Source organism: Serratia sp. TSA_105.2 (assembly GCF_052692115.1).
Window position 1 is genome coordinate 528,859 of the sequence record NZ_JBQZFT010000003.1, and the last position, 14,058, is coordinate 542,916.

Genomic DNA, 14,058 nt, shown 5'->3' on the forward strand with positions numbered 1-14,058 from the left:
GGAAGTACTGCGTCGGATAAAGGGTAGAACCTGGCGGGGGTAATAAATGTGTTTCGCATCACGTGCGGCAATAAAAGCCGAATTTACCCCGGTTATATAGCAATAAAAGATAAAACCGTTGCCGCACGTAATTTCACTGAATTAAAGCACCTGCGCCCACAGCGTTTTCGGTACCTTGCCCAGATCGAACAATTTACCGGCAACCAACTCGGCGCGACGGTGGTCGGCGGCACGGTACATATTGCTCATTTCCGTATCGTTTTCAATGGAGTAGTTCAGTTTGTCGTACACCTTCTCCAGGCTGTCCAAAGAGGAGCATTTACGGAATGTCAGCAGATATTCGAGCGTATCAGTCATGATTAAAATATAGCCTGTTAATAGTTAAAGCCGGGTGAATAACACATCGGCGGCTCACGGCGGCGCCGTCGAGGCAGCGATGTACGACCTGACAAAAATCATTTCAAGTAGATAAATTGCACTGGGTAATGATGTCGCGCCGCCCGTGGCGGCGCTTTGATAAATCATAATATGCCCGTGCGCCGTCAGCAATCTCATCCTGCTGATAAATGAAGAAATAGGGAAAGTCTCAGAACGAGGCTGCACGGGATGGCGGCAGAAGTACCGCTGTTCCTGCTGCGCGCAAGTTCGCGCCGTAGCTTTGCGGCGTTTTTTTCACCTGCCCTAAGAGGGGCAACGGCATTACGCGGTGTTTGTCGCCGCCGCTTGCGTTGAAAAGCCGTTTTTCTCTATGGAGAAATATGACGGGTAAAACAAAACTGCGTTTTATTTTATCGCCATGAAGGGAGGGGAATGGGGGACTGGTTAATAATCTATTCACCTGGGGAATAATTATAACGGCGACAGAAAAAGAAATAAAAAGCATTAAAGTTTTATGAATTGCTGCCGATATGGCGTTTTGGGGGGATTTAACTCAGAAAAAATATTCTTGCATCGTGCTAATACGGAAACATATCGTTACGTCTGTTAGCTTGTTCACTACGCCTGCGAATCATTGATAAGCCTTAATCACCTGATGTTGAAAATTAGAACAGCCTCAGGCTGAGGGCTTAAGTCAAATCCGATAGCTAATAACCTTATAGTTTACATTGGTTATTTTTCAGCTTGGATATTTTTCAGTAACTCAAATGGTTATTTATACTGAGTTTGTTGCCTATATGCAGATTTTTGTTCTGTTATTTTGGTTTGGTGATGCTTTTGTTCGAATTGATCTAAAAAAGATAATTTTTTGGCGCATAAACATTGTTTTTAAGACGTTTTTTTACCTATGGTTGTTTTGTGAGCAAAATGGCGGTCAATAACTGAGCGTATTTGAGTGTATTTGGCTTAATTATTTTTTATTTTTGTGATCTATGTCACATTGTATTTAAAATTGCCTCTCACTTACATTGTGTGTGCTAATGGTTCGGGGGTAGAGTTGCGCTGCTTTAGGAATAATCTTATTAAATTTGTAAAAATAGTTTCATGGTGACTAAACACTATCGAAGCAGAATGCTGTACATCCATACACGTTGGTTTACGCTCGTAGCAAATACTGAACAGTGGTCGAATTTAGCGATTGTCGAAAATTATAGCAGTCGTTTTTGAGCGATTAATTTGCCAACTTTGGGAAACAACCCAAGTCACGGGCGATAAAATTTATCACCCAGCGTATGTTTTTAAACATAGTCTGTCGGGATGGGGAATATGGGTACGTCTGAATTACTTAAGCATATTTATGACATCAATCTGTCATATTTACTTTTAGCACAGCGTTTGATTAACGATGAAAAAGCGTCCGCGATGTTCCGCCTTGGTATTGATGAAACCATGGCCGATGCGCTGGCACAGCTGACTTTGCCGCAAATGGTTAAGCTGGCCGAGACCAACCAGCTGGTTTGCCACTTCCGCTTTAACGAAAGCCAGACCATCGAACGACTGACCAAAGAGTCGCGCGTCGACGATCTGCAACAAATCCATACCGGCATTTTGCTATCAAGCCATTTACTGCAAGAGCTATCGAGTAAAGACGCTAGCCCGACGAAGAAAAGAGCCTGATGATGGTTGAGAAAAGTATCGTTCAAGAAGCCAAGGACATTCAGCTCGCCATGGAGCTGATTTCGCTGGGAGCCCGATTGCAGATGCTGGAGAGCGAAACCCAGCTCAGCCGCGGGCGCTTGATTAAACTTTACAAGGAGTTACGCGGCAGCCCGCCGCCAAAAGGAATGTTACCGTTCTCAACCGACTGGTTTATGACCTGGGAACAAAATATTCACTCGTCGATGTTTTACAACGCCTACCTGTTTCTGATGAAAAGCGGGCAGTGCAGCGGGGTGGAGGCAGTGATCAAAGCCTATCGCCTCTATCTCGAGCAGTGTCCGCAGCAGGCCGGCGAGGCGCCGTTGCTGGCGCTGACCCGTGCCTGGACGCTGGTGCGCTTCGTCGATAGCGGCATGTTGCAGCTCTCTGCCTGCAGCTGCTGCGGCGGCGCATTTATCACTCATGCGCATCAGCCGCTGAATGGTTTCATCTGTAGTTTATGCCAACCCCCATCCCGCGCCGTAAAAAGACGTAAACTTTCGCCGCAACTGGCCGATATTATTCCTCAACTGCTGGACGAGCAGGTCAAACGCGCCATTTGAGCCGCCACATTGCCGGCTCTCGGCAATGAATACCGACGTGTGATACGCAGGGGCGGCATGCCGCCCCCAGACATGCAGCCTGGTCTGTCGCGCCAGGGCGCGTTTGCCCCACCTTCCATCCACATTGTTAATTTAAGGAATGCGTGTGCTAGTTATTTTGGGTTATCTCGTGGTATTGGGTGCGGTGTTTGGCGGCTACCTGATCGTGGGCGGTCACCTCGGTGCGCTGTATCAGCCGGCGGAATTTCTGATTATCGGCGGGGCGGGGGTCGGTGCCTTCATCGTCGGCAACAACGGCAAGGCGATCAAAGCCACGCTGCGCGCGCTGCCGCGGCTGATGCGCCGTTCCAAATACAACAAAGATCTGTATATGGATCTGATGGCGCTGTTGTTCCGCCTGCTGGCCAAATCGCGCCAGCAGGGCATGCTGTCGCTCGAATTCGATATCGATAATCCGCAAGAAAGTGAAATTTTCTCTAATTATCCGCGCATCCTTGCCGATAACACCCTGGTGGAGTTCATTACCGACTATTTACGGCTGATGGTGAGCGGCAATATGAATGCGTTCGAGATCGAAGCGCTGATGGACGAAGAGATCGAAACCTACGAGCAGGAAAGTGAAGTGCCCGCCGGCAGCCTGGCGATGGTGGGCGACTCCTTGCCTGCGTTCGGTATCGTCGCGGCGGTAATGGGGGTGGTGCACGCCCTGGCTTCGGCCGATCGGCCGGCTGCGGAACTGGGCGCGCTGATCGCTAACGCCATGGTCGGTACTTTCCTCGGTATTCTGCTGGCCTACGGCTTCATCTCGCCGCTGGCCACGTTGCTGCGCCAGAAGAGCGCCGAAAACGTCAAGATGATGCAGTGCATCAAGGTCACGCTGCTGTCGAGCCTGAACGGTTACGCGCCGCAGATCGCCGTCGAGTTTGGCCGTAAAACGCTATATACCACCGAACGTCCTTCTTTCGTTGAGCTGGAAGAACACGTGCGCCGCGTGAAAGCGCCGGCGCAGCAGGTGACGGAAGAAGAAGAAGCATGAAACAGAATCATCCGGTCGTTCTGGTCAGAAAGCGCAAGTCGCATCATGCCGCCCATCACGGCGGCTCCTGGAAGATCGCTTATGCCGACTTTATGACGGCGATGATGGCGTTCTTCCTGGTGATGTGGCTGCTGGCGATCGCCAGCCCGCAGGAGCTGACGCAAATCGCCGAATATTTCCGCACGCCGCTCAAGGTCGCTCTGACCAGCGGCGACAAGAGCAGTTCCGAAAGCAGCCCGATCCCGGGCGGCGGCGACGATCCTACGCAGCAGCACGGCCTGGTGAGAAAGCAGGTCGATTCGCCGGACAAGCGCGCCGAAGAGCTGCGCCTGAACAAGCTGCGCGAAAAGCTGGATGAGTTGATTGAGTCCGATCCGCGCCTGAAGGCGCTGCGCCCGCATCTGCTGATCAACATGATGGACGAGGGGTTGCGCATTCAGATTATCGATAGCCAAAACCGGCCGATGTTCAAAACCGGCAGCGCGCAGGTCGAGAGCTATATGCGCGATATTCTCCGGGCGATAGCGCCGATCCTCAACGATTTGCCGAACAAGATCAGCCTGTCCGGCCACACCGATGATATCCCTTACGCCACCGGCGAGCGCGGCTACAGCAACTGGGAGCTGTCGGCCGATCGCGCCAACGCCTCCCGACGCGAGCTGATCGCCGGCGGCCTGGCGGAAGGCAAGGTGCTGCGGGTAGTGGGCATGGCGGCCACCATGAGCCTGAAACAGCACGGCGCCGATGACGCGATTAACCGTCGCATCACCGTGCTGGTGCTGAATAAGCAAACGCAAGAAGGCATCGAACATGAAAATGCCGAAAGCAACGCGATGGATATTGCCCAGCCGGACAGCCTGAAACAGCTGGCGCCGTCGGCGACTGCGCCGGCCAGCCAAACGCCGGAACCCCAGGCGGTAACGCCGACCGATCAAGCTATGCCGCCGGCGACGGATCCCGTCTCCCAACCGCAGGCATCCCCGGCGATAGCCCCGGCCGGCCAAGCGCCGGAACAACCGGCGGCCGCACCCGCACCGACTAACCGCGACTCACAGCCAGAGGTGACCCCGTGAGCATGGACATTAGCGATTTTTATCAGACCTTCTTTGATGAGGCGGACGAGTTGCTGGCCGACATGGAGCAACACCTGCTGGAGCTGGATCCGCTGGCCCCCGATATCGAGCCGTTGAACGCCATCTTCCGTGCGGCGCACTCGATCAAGGGCGGTGCGGCGACCTTTGGCTTTTCGGTGCTGCAGGAAACCACCCACCTGCTGGAGAACCTGCTGGACGGTGCAAGACGCCAGGAAATGAGCCTGAGCACCGAGATTATCAACCTGTTTCTGGAAACCAAAGACATTATGCAGGAGCAACTGGACGCCTATAAAACCTCGCAACAGCCTGACGCCGAAAGCTTTGAATACATTTGCCAGGCGCTGCGCCAGCTGGCGTTGGAAGCGCAACAGCAGCAGGAGGCGCCTGCGGCTCAACCGGCCGTTCAGCAGCCTGTCGTGAAGCCGGCTGCTGCGCCGGCGGCGATCGAAGGCGGCATGCGCATCAGCCTGAACGGGCTGAAAGCCAGTGAAATCCCCTTGATGTTGGAAGAGCTGGGCAACCTCGGCGAGGTTAAAGATCCTCATCAGACGGAACACAGTCTGGACGTGACATTGCTCACCTCCGCCAGCGAAGACGATATCAGCGCCGTTTTGTGCTTCGTGCTGGAACCGGAACAAATCAGCTTCTCGACGCCGACGCAAAGCGAACCGGCCATCGCAGAAGCGAGCTTACCGGCAGCGGTTGCTGCGCCGGAACCTGCGCCTGCGCCGGTCGCGAACACCGCGCCGCCTGCCGCCATACCGGCCGCCGCAGCGGCGGAAGCGCCGAAAGCGCGCGCCAAGGCGAGCGAATCCACCAGCATTCGCGTGGCGGTGGAAAAAGTGGATCAGCTGATCAACCTGGTGGGCGAACTGGTGATCACCCAGTCGATGCTGGCGCAGCGCTCCGGCACGCTCGATCCGGTGAACCACGGCGACCTGCTGAACAGCATGAGCCAACTGGAGCGTAACGCGCGCGATCTGCAGGAATCGGTGATGTCGATCCGCATGATGCCGATGGAATACGTCTTCAGCCGCTATCCGCGCCTGGTGCGCGATCTGGCCGGCAAGCTGAACAAGCAGGTGGAGCTGACGCTGCAGGGCAGTTCTACCGAACTGGACAAGAGCCTGATCGAACGCATCATCGATCCGTTGACGCACCTGGTGCGCAACAGCCTCGATCACGGTATCGAAGAGCCGGCCACCCGCATCGCCGCCGGCAAGTCGGCGGTGGGCAATCTGGTGCTGTCGGCCGAACACCAGGGCGGCAACATCTGTATTGAAGTCATCGACGACGGCGCCGGTCTGAACCGCGAAAAAATTCTCGCCAAGGCCGCGTCGCAAGGGCTGGCGGTGAGCGAGAGCATGAGCGACGAAGAGGTCGGCATGCTGATCTTTGCACCGGGCTTCTCCACCGCCGAGCAGGTGACCGACGTTTCCGGCCGCGGCGTCGGCATGGACGTGGTGAAACGAAATATTCAGGAGATGGGCGGCCACGTCGAGATCCGTTCGCAGGCCGGTAAAGGCACCACCATCCGCATCCTGCTGCCGCTGACGCTGGCGATCCTCGACGGCATGTCGGTCAAGGTGAACGACGAAGTCTTTATCCTGCCGCTGAACGCGGTGATGGAATCGCTGCAGCCGCAGGCGGAAGATCTGCATCCGCTGGCCGGGGGCGAACGGGTGCTGCAGGTGCGCGGCGAATACCTGCCGCTGGTGGAGCTGTATCGGGTATTTGAAGTGGACGGCGCCAAAACCGACGCCACGCAGGGCATCGTCGTTATCCTGCAAAGCGCCGGCCGCCGCTATGCGTTGCTGGTGGATCAGCTGATTGGCCAGCATCAGGTGGTGGTGAAGAATTTGGAAAGTAACTACCGCAAAGTGCCGGGCATCTCCGCCGCGACCATTTTGGGCGACGGCAGCGTGGCCTTGATCGTCGATGTCTCGGCGTTGCAAACCTTGAACCGTGAAAAGCGTCTGACGGACGCCGCCGCATAATAATGAGTTTATTGATTTAAAAGGTGAATGATATGGCAGGATTGGCAGCCGTCAGCAAATTGGCTGGCGAAACGGTAGGGCAAGAGTTTCTGATTTTTACCCTGGGCAACGAGGAGTACGGCATCGATATCCTCAAGGTGCAGGAAATTCGCGGCTACGACCAGGTGACCCGTATCGCCAACACGCCGGCGTTCATCAAGGGCGTCACTAACCTGCGCGGCGTGATCGTCCCGATCATCGATCTGCGGGTGAAATTCTCGCAGCAAAGCGTGTCTTACGATGAGAACACCGTGGTGATCGTGCTGAACTTTGGCCAGCGCGTGGTGGGCATCGTGGTCGACGGCGTTTCCGACGTGCTGTCGCTGACCGCCGAGCAGATCCGCCCGGCGCCGGAGTTCGCGGTGACGCTGGCGACCGAATACCTCACCGGTCTCGGTTCGCTGGGCGAGCGCATGCTGATCCTGGTGGATATCGAAAAGCTGCTGAGCAGCGAAGAGATGTCGCTGGTCGACAGCGTGGCGAAAAGCGTCTGATTCATGACCCCAGGGGGCAGGGCGCTGCCCCCTTCATCCATCACTCTTCCTGACCTGTCGCGATGCCGCAGGCCGCGCCCGGAACCCCTACTAAAAATAGTTACTTTCCCGCATAAAGTTTTGCCGTACGGCGCCGATAACTCTCACATTCAACGTCATCAGAGCCTGTCTGCGCGGGCTTCAACAAGGGAAATCATGTTAAATCGTATGAAGGTGGTCACTAGCCTGTTGCTGGTGTTGGTGCTGTTTGGTGCCTTGCAGTTGATTTCGGGCGGACTCTTTTTCTCCTCGCTCAAGAATGATAAAGAGAACTTTGCCGTACTGCAGACGATTCGTCAGCAGCAGTCTGAACTGAACGAAAGCTGGGTCAATCTGCTGCAGACTCGTAATACCCTGAACCGAGCGGGTATTCGTTACATGATGGATACCAACAAAATCGGCAGTGGTGCCAGCGTCACCGATCTGTTGACTTCGGCGAAGAGCATGCTGACGGTTGCGGAACAGCATTACGCCGCCTATGAAAAAATCCCTCTCGATCCGCGTCAGGACGCGCAGTCTGCGGAAAAACTCAAGCAACAGTATGACATTTTGCACGGTGCTTTGACCGAACTGATTCAACTGTTGGGCGAAGGCAAAATCAATGCTTTCTTCGATCAACCGACACAAAGCTATCAGGACGGCTTCGAGCAGATCTACAACACCTACCTGGCACAAAACGACAAGCTGTACCAAGGCGCGGTAGAAGACAGCAACAAGTCGTTCTCCTCGGCCATTTGGACGCTGGTGATCGTGTTGCTGGTCGTGTTGGCCGTGATCGTGCTCGTTTGGACCGGCATCCATCATATCCTGGTGCGTCCGCTGAACCGCATGATTGACCACATCAAACAGATCGCCGCCGGCGACCTGACTCAGCAGATCGTCGTCACCAGCCGCAACGAAATGGGCGTGCTGGCGGCCAGTCTGAAACACATGCAAAGCGAGCTGATCGAAACCGTCAGCGGTGTGCGTCAGGGGGCAGATGCCATCTACAGCGGCGCGTCGGAAATCGCCGCGGGCAACAACGATCTCTCCTCCCGTACCGAGCAACAGGCCGCTTCGCTGGAAGAGACCGCCGCCAGCATGGAACAGCTGACCGCCACGGTAAAACAGAACGCCGAAAACGCCCGTCAGGCTTCGCAGCTGGCGCTGAGCGCCTCCGAAACCGCGCAGAAAGGCGGCAAGGTCGTGGCCAACGTGGTGCAGACCATGCACGACATCGCCGGCAGCTCGCAGAAAATCGCCGATATCACCGGCGTAATCGACGGCATCGCCTTCCAGACCAACATCCTGGCGTTGAACGCCGCGGTGGAAGCGGCGCGCGCCGGCGAGCAGGGCCGCGGCTTCGCGGTGGTGGCCGGTGAAGTGCGTAACCTGGCGCAGCGCAGCGCGCAGGCGGCGAAAGAGATCAAAGGCCTGATCGAAGACTCGGTCAGCCGCGTCGATATGGGCTCCGTGCTGGTGGAAAGCGCCGGCGAAACCATGGGCGACATCGTCAACGCCGTCACCCGCGTGACCGACATCATGGGCGAAATCGCCTCGGCTTCGGACGAACAGAGCCGCGGTATCGATCAGGTTGGCCAGGCGGTAGCGGAAATGGATCGCGTCACCCAGCAGAACGCCTCGTTGGTGGAAGAATCCGCCTCGGCGGCGGCGGCGCTGGAAGAACAGGCCAGCATGCTGACCCAGTCGGTGGCGGTATTCCGCCTGAGGTCGGAAGGCCAGGAAGAGTTTAAAGCGCCTGTCACCAGCAAGGCGACGGTAACACCGGTAATCAATCATAAGAAAATGAACGCCAGCGATCTGCAGGATAACTGGGAAACGTTCTGACCGGTATCGGGCCTCTCTCGCAGAGGCCCTTTTCCCTACGTAGGCCGGTCGCCGGCCGGCTGCAAGGAGGTTCACAGTGTTTAACCGAATCCGTATCTCTACCAGCTTGTTCCTGTTGTTGATGACCTTCTGCGTTCTGCAGTTGGCCAGCAGCGGCCTGTCGTATTCCGCGTTTCGTTCCGATAACCACAACCTCGACATCATCACCCTCGGCAGCCAGCAGCGCGATTCGCTCAGCCTGAGCTGGGTGTCGCTGTTGCAGGCGCGCAATACGCTTAACCGCGCCGGCACCCGTGCGGCGCTGAAACTGCCGCAGGAGCAGGTGAACGAATTGATGAGCAGCGCCCGAAGTTCGCTGCAGAAGGCCGATCTCTATTTCAATCAGTTCATGGCGGTTGAGCGCAGTAGTGAGCAACAGAGTCAGCAGACGGCAACCACCAAGGCCAGCTACGAGCGGCTGCGCGGCGCGCTGCGTGAGCTGATCGGCTTCCTGGAGAAAGGGGAGCTGCAGGCATTTATGGACCAGCCGACGCAGAAAACCCAGGACCTGTTCGAAGCCGACTTCGTGCAGTACCTGCAGTTGGTCAACGGCGACATCAGCGAAGCCAGAGACGCCAACCAGTTCTCCTTCACGCTGGCGGGCCTGATGCTGGCGGGGGCGGTCTTGATGCTAATCGTGGTGACCGGCAGCGCCATGTGGTGGTTGCGTACCATGCTGGTGCAGCCGCTGAACCAAATCCGCAGCCACTTTGAACGCATCGCCGCCGGCGATTTGGCGACGCCGATTCAGGTGTATGGCCGCAATGAAATCAGCATGCTGTTCGCCAGCCTGCAACGCACGCAGCAGTCGCTGATCGGCACCGTCGGCGCCGTGCGCGATGGGGCGGAGTCGATTCTGATCGGCCTGCAGGAGATCTCCGAAGGCAATAACGATCTCTCTTCCCGCACCGAGCAGCAGGCCGCTTCGCTGGAAGAGACCGCTGCCAGCATGGAACAGCTGACCGCCACGGTGAAACAGAACGCCGACAATGCGCGGCAGGCCTCTCAGCTGGCGCGCGACGCCTCGGCCACCGCGGCCAAGGGCGGCGAACTGGCCGGCGACGTGGTGACCACCATGCACGATATCGCTAACAGCTCGCAGAAAATCGGCGCCATCACCAGCGTGATTGACGGCATCGCTTTCCAGACCAACATTCTGGCGCTCAATGCGGCGGTGGAAGCGGCGCGCGCCGGTGAACAGGGGCGCGGTTTTGCCGTGGTCGCCGGCGAAGTGCGCAACCTGGCGAGCCGCAGCGCGCAGGCGGCGAAAGAGATCAAGGGGCTGATCGATGAATCGGTCAGCCGCGTCAAACACGGCTCGGTGCTGGTGGAAAACTCCGGTGCCACCATGCAGGACATCGTGCGTTCGGTGACCCGCGTGACCGACATCATGGGCGAGATCGCGTCGGCTTCGGATGAACAGAGCCGCGGCATCGAGCAGGTGACGCAGGCGGTGACCCAGATGGACCAGGTCACCCAGCAGAACGCCGCGCTGGTGGAAGAGTCCGCTTCTGCCGCCACCGCGCTGGAAGAGCAGGCTATTACCCTGGCCGATGCGGTCGCGGTATTCCGTCTGGCGGACGATAACTTCGTCGCGCCAGGTAACAGCAGCAACGCAGTTTCACCCGTGGTAAAGGAAGCCCAAGATTGTTAAACCGCATAAGCAGCACGTTTTTCCCCGGTGAGGTGGCATGAAACAGGCGCCGTCAACTTCTAACCGGGATACTGCGTCGATGTTGACGCAAATGGTGCAGCGCCTGCCGCTGTCGGACGTGCATTTTCGCCGTATCAGCCAGTTGATTTATCAACGCGCCGGCATCGTGCTGGCGGAGCATAAGCGCGAGATGGTTTACAACCGCCTGGTGCGCCGTTTGCGGCTGTTGGGATTGCACGATTTCGGCGACTACCTGGCACTGCTGGAAAGCGATCCGAACAGCGCGGAGTGGCAAGCCTTCATCAACGCGCTGACCACCAACCTGACGGCCTTTTTCCGCGAGGCGCATCACTTCCCGATCCTGGCGGAACACGCGCGCTCGCGGCCGAACGGCTACAGCGTCTGGAGCACCGCGGCCTCGACCGGTGAAGAACCGTATTCGATCGCCATCACGTTGAGCGATGCATTGGGCCAGCGGGCCGGCAGTTGCCAGGTCTGGGCCAGCGACATCGATACGCAGGTGCTGGAAAAAGCGGAGGCGGGCGTTTACCGCCAGGAAGATCTGCGCACCCTGACGCCGATCCAAATGCAGCGCTATTTTCTGCGCGGCACCGGGCCGCATCAGGGGCTGGTGCGCGTGCGGCCGGAACTGGCGGCGCGGGTGAACTTCCAGCCGCTGAACCTGCTGGCACCGGAGTGGGCGCTGCCGGGGCAATTCGACGCCATTTTTTGCCGCAACGTCATGATCTATTTCGATAAGGCGACGCAGGAGCGCATCCTGCGCCGCTTCGTTCCCTTGCTTAAGCCGGGGGGGCTGATGTTCGCCGGCCACTCCGAGAATTTCAGCCAGATCAGCCGGGATTTCTACTTGCGTGGGCAGACCGTGTATGGGCTGACCAAGGAGAGGTAATGAGTAAAATCAGAGTGTTATGCGTAGACGATTCGGCACTGATGCGCCAGCTGATGACGGAAATCGTGAACGGCCACGCCGACATGGAGATGGTGGCGACCGCGCCGGATCCGCTTGTGGCGCGCGATCTGATCAAAAAATTTAATCCTCAGGTGCTGACGCTGGACGTCGAGATGCCGCGCATGGACGGGCTGGATTTCCTCGAGAAGCTGATGCGCCTGCGGCCGATGCCGGTGGTGATGGTCTCTTCGCTGACTGGCAAAGGCTCGGAAATCACGCTGCGCGCGCTGGAGCTGGGCGCGGTGGACTTCGTGACCAAACCGCAGCTCGGCATTCGCGAAGGCATGTTGGCCTACAGCGAGCTGATTGCCGAGAAGATCCGCACCGCCGCCAGGGCGCGCCTGCCGCAGCGTTCCAACAGCCCTGCGCCGGCGATCCTCAGCCACGCGCCGCTGCTGAGCAGTGAAAAACTGATCGCCATCGGCGCTTCCACCGGCGGCACCGAAGCGATCCGCCAGGTGCTGCAGCCGCTGCCGGCGACCAGCCCGGCGCTGCTGATCACCCAGCACATGCCGCCCGGTTTCACCCGTTCGTTCGCCGAGCGGCTGAACAAGCTGTGTCAGATCACGGTGAAAGAAGCGGAGGACGGCGAGCGCGTGCTGCCGGGCCACGCCTACATCGCGCCGGGGGACCGCCACCTGGAGCTGGCGCGCAGCGGCGCCAACTATCAGGTGAAGCTGCATGACGGCCCGGCGGTTAACCGCCATCGTCCGTCTGTCGATGTGTTGTTCCGTTCGGTGGCGCAATATGCCGGCCGCAATGCGGTGGGGGTGATCCTCACCGGCATGGGCAACGACGGCGCGGCAGGGATGCTGGAGATGCACCGCGCCGGGGCGTATACCCTGGCGCAGAACGAGGCGAGCTGTGTGGTGTTCGGCATGCCGCGCGAGGCGATCGCCAGCGGCGGCGTCAGCGAAGTGGTCGAGTTGGACAGGATGAGCCAGCGCATGTTGGCGCAGATTTCCGGCGGCCAGGCATTGCGCATTTGATTTTAGTCCGCAGGGTCTTCCCGGCGGCGATATGACCCTGGTTCGCCGCGCGGCGGCCTGCGGTTTTGCATCATTAAACGGTTAACTATTTCAGGAGTAACAATGGCAGACAAGAACCTCAGATTTCTGGTTGTGGACGACTTTTCCACCATGCGCCGCATCGTCAGAAATCTGCTCAAAGAGCTGGGCTTCAACAACGTCGAAGAAGCTGAAGACGGCGCGGATGCGCTGAACAAGCTGCGCGCCGGCGGTTTCGACTTCGTGGTGTCCGACTGGAACATGCCGAACATGGACGGGCTCGAACTGTTACAGACCATTCGCGCCGATAGCACGCTGGCCGCGATGCCGGTACTGATGGTGACGGCGGAAGCCAAGAAAGAAAATATCATCGCGGCGGCGCAGGCCGGCGCCAGCGGTTATGTAGTGAAACCATTTACGGCGGCGACGCTGGAAGAAAAGCTCAACAAGATTTTTGAAAAATTGGGCATGTAAGGAGAGGGCGATGAGAGACATTCCAATGCCTGCCAGCGATGCAGCGACCGCGGGAGAGATCATCTCCCGCATCGGCCAACTGACCCGAATGCTGCGCGACAGCATGCGTGAACTGGGGCTCGATCAGGCGATCGCCCAGGCGGCAGAAGCGATCCCGGATGCGCGCGACCGTCTTGACTATGTCGTAACCATGACGGCGCAGGCGGCGGAACGGGCGTTGAACTGCGTGGAGGCGGCGCAACCGCGCCAGGCGGAGCTGGAATCCGGCGCGAACGCGTTGAAAGGGCGCTGGGACGAGTGGTTCGCCAATCCTATCGAACTGGACGACGCGCGTTCTCTGGTCAACGACACGCGCCAGTATCTGGATCAGGTGCCGGGCCATACGGCCTTCACCAATGCCCAGCTGCTGGAAATCATGATGGCGCAGGATTTCCAGGATCTGACCGGCCAGGTGATCAAGCGCATGATGGACGTGGTGCAGGAGATCGAAAAGCAGCTGCTGATGGTGCTGATGGAAAACATGCCGGAGCAGCCGGTGAAGGAAAAACGGCCGAACGACAGCCTGCTGAACGGCCCGCAGCTCGACCAGAACGGTGTCGGCGTGATCGCCAACCAGGCGCAGGTCGACGATCTGCTCGACAGCCTCGGTTTCTGAGGCTTTTCGGGGCGCGCGACGGCGCGCCCCGAAAGTTGCGCAGTGTCCCGCAAAGATTAATGTATATAGCATTGCTATATACATCATGGCGGTT

Annotated in this window: 13 protein-coding genes; 12 read left to right on the plus strand and 1 reads right to left on the minus strand. The window is 57.9% G+C overall.

Translation table 11 applies throughout. The annotated features are described in order from the left end of the window. Window positions 1–141 precede the first annotated feature (141 nt). Window positions 142–357 carry a transcription modulator YdgT gene (gene ydgT / locus ACUTSC_RS13605; RefSeq protein ID WP_004934895.1) on the minus strand — a complete coding sequence of 72 codons (216 nt, stop codon included), beginning with the start codon at window positions 355–357 and terminating at the stop codon, window positions 142–144. Between the two features lie 1,347 nt (window positions 358–1,704). On the opposite strand from ydgT, the gene flhD reads away from it, so the two are divergent. The 12 genes from flhD to cheZ all read left to right on the plus strand — a co-directional run bounded on the left by flhD (window position 1,705) and on the right by cheZ (window position 13,964). Then, window positions 1,705–2,055 carry a flagellar transcriptional regulator FlhD gene (flhD, locus tag ACUTSC_RS13610; protein ID WP_004934891.1) on the plus strand — a complete coding sequence of 117 codons (351 nt, stop codon included), beginning with the start codon at window positions 1,705–1,707 and terminating at the stop codon, window positions 2,053–2,055. After that, window positions 2,055–2,639: a flagellar transcriptional regulator FlhC gene (flhC, locus tag ACUTSC_RS13615; protein ID WP_016927281.1), complete on the plus strand. Its 585-nt coding sequence runs from the start codon at window positions 2,055–2,057 to the stop codon at window positions 2,637–2,639. The genes flhD and flhC overlap by 1 nt, the downstream gene beginning before the upstream one ends. A 145-nt stretch (window positions 2,640–2,784) precedes the next feature. Then, window positions 2,785–3,675, plus strand: a complete 891-nt coding sequence (motA, locus tag ACUTSC_RS13620) for a flagellar motor stator protein MotA (RefSeq protein WP_047025446.1) — start codon at window positions 2,785–2,787, stop codon at window positions 3,673–3,675. After that, window positions 3,672–4,748 carry a flagellar motor protein MotB gene (motB, locus tag ACUTSC_RS13625; RefSeq protein WP_197767950.1) on the plus strand — a complete coding sequence of 359 codons (1,077 nt, stop codon included), beginning with the start codon at window positions 3,672–3,674 and terminating at the stop codon, window positions 4,746–4,748. Before motA ends, motB begins: the two co-directional genes overlap by 4 nt. Beyond that, window positions 4,745–6,766 carry a chemotaxis protein CheA gene (gene cheA / locus ACUTSC_RS13630; protein WP_445653385.1) on the plus strand — a complete coding sequence of 674 codons (2,022 nt, stop codon included), beginning with the start codon at window positions 4,745–4,747 and terminating at the stop codon, window positions 6,764–6,766. Before motB ends, cheA begins: the two co-directional genes overlap by 4 nt. A gap of 32 nt (window positions 6,767–6,798) precedes the next feature. Next, window positions 6,799–7,299 carry a chemotaxis protein CheW gene (gene cheW / locus ACUTSC_RS13635; RefSeq protein ID WP_025303271.1) on the plus strand — a complete coding sequence of 167 codons (501 nt, stop codon included), beginning with the start codon at window positions 6,799–6,801 and terminating at the stop codon, window positions 7,297–7,299. 195 nt (window positions 7,300–7,494) lie between these two features. Further along, complete coding sequence (gene tsr / locus ACUTSC_RS13640; RefSeq protein WP_197767948.1) at window positions 7,495–9,165, plus strand: methyl-accepting chemotaxis protein; 1,671 nt, start codon at window positions 7,495–7,497, stop codon at window positions 9,163–9,165. A gap of 76 nt (window positions 9,166–9,241) precedes the next feature. Beyond that, a complete protein-coding gene (locus ACUTSC_RS13645; RefSeq protein ID WP_038629515.1) occupies window positions 9,242–10,858 on the plus strand; it encodes a methyl-accepting chemotaxis protein in 1,617 nt (538 codons plus the stop codon). A gap of 37 nt (window positions 10,859–10,895) precedes the next feature. Further along, window positions 10,896–11,768 (plus strand): protein-glutamate O-methyltransferase CheR, encoded by an 873-nt coding sequence (gene cheR, locus ACUTSC_RS13650; protein ID WP_445653386.1) that lies wholly within the window; start codon window positions 10,896–10,898, stop codon window positions 11,766–11,768. Next, window positions 11,768–12,817 carry a protein-glutamate methylesterase/protein-glutamine glutaminase gene (locus tag ACUTSC_RS13655; RefSeq protein ID WP_089195992.1) on the plus strand — a complete coding sequence of 350 codons (1,050 nt, stop codon included), beginning with the start codon at window positions 11,768–11,770 and terminating at the stop codon, window positions 12,815–12,817. The genes cheR and ACUTSC_RS13655 overlap by 1 nt, the downstream gene beginning before the upstream one ends. A 102-nt stretch (window positions 12,818–12,919) precedes the next feature. Next, window positions 12,920–13,309, plus strand: a complete 390-nt coding sequence (gene cheY, locus ACUTSC_RS13660; RefSeq protein ID WP_197767947.1) for a chemotaxis response regulator CheY — start codon at window positions 12,920–12,922, stop codon at window positions 13,307–13,309. Window positions 13,310–13,319: 10 nt separating this feature from the next. Continuing rightward, window positions 13,320–13,964: a protein phosphatase CheZ gene (gene cheZ / locus ACUTSC_RS13665; protein ID WP_004934858.1), complete on the plus strand. Its 645-nt coding sequence runs from the start codon at window positions 13,320–13,322 to the stop codon at window positions 13,962–13,964. Window positions 13,965–14,058: the final 94 nt, after the last annotated feature.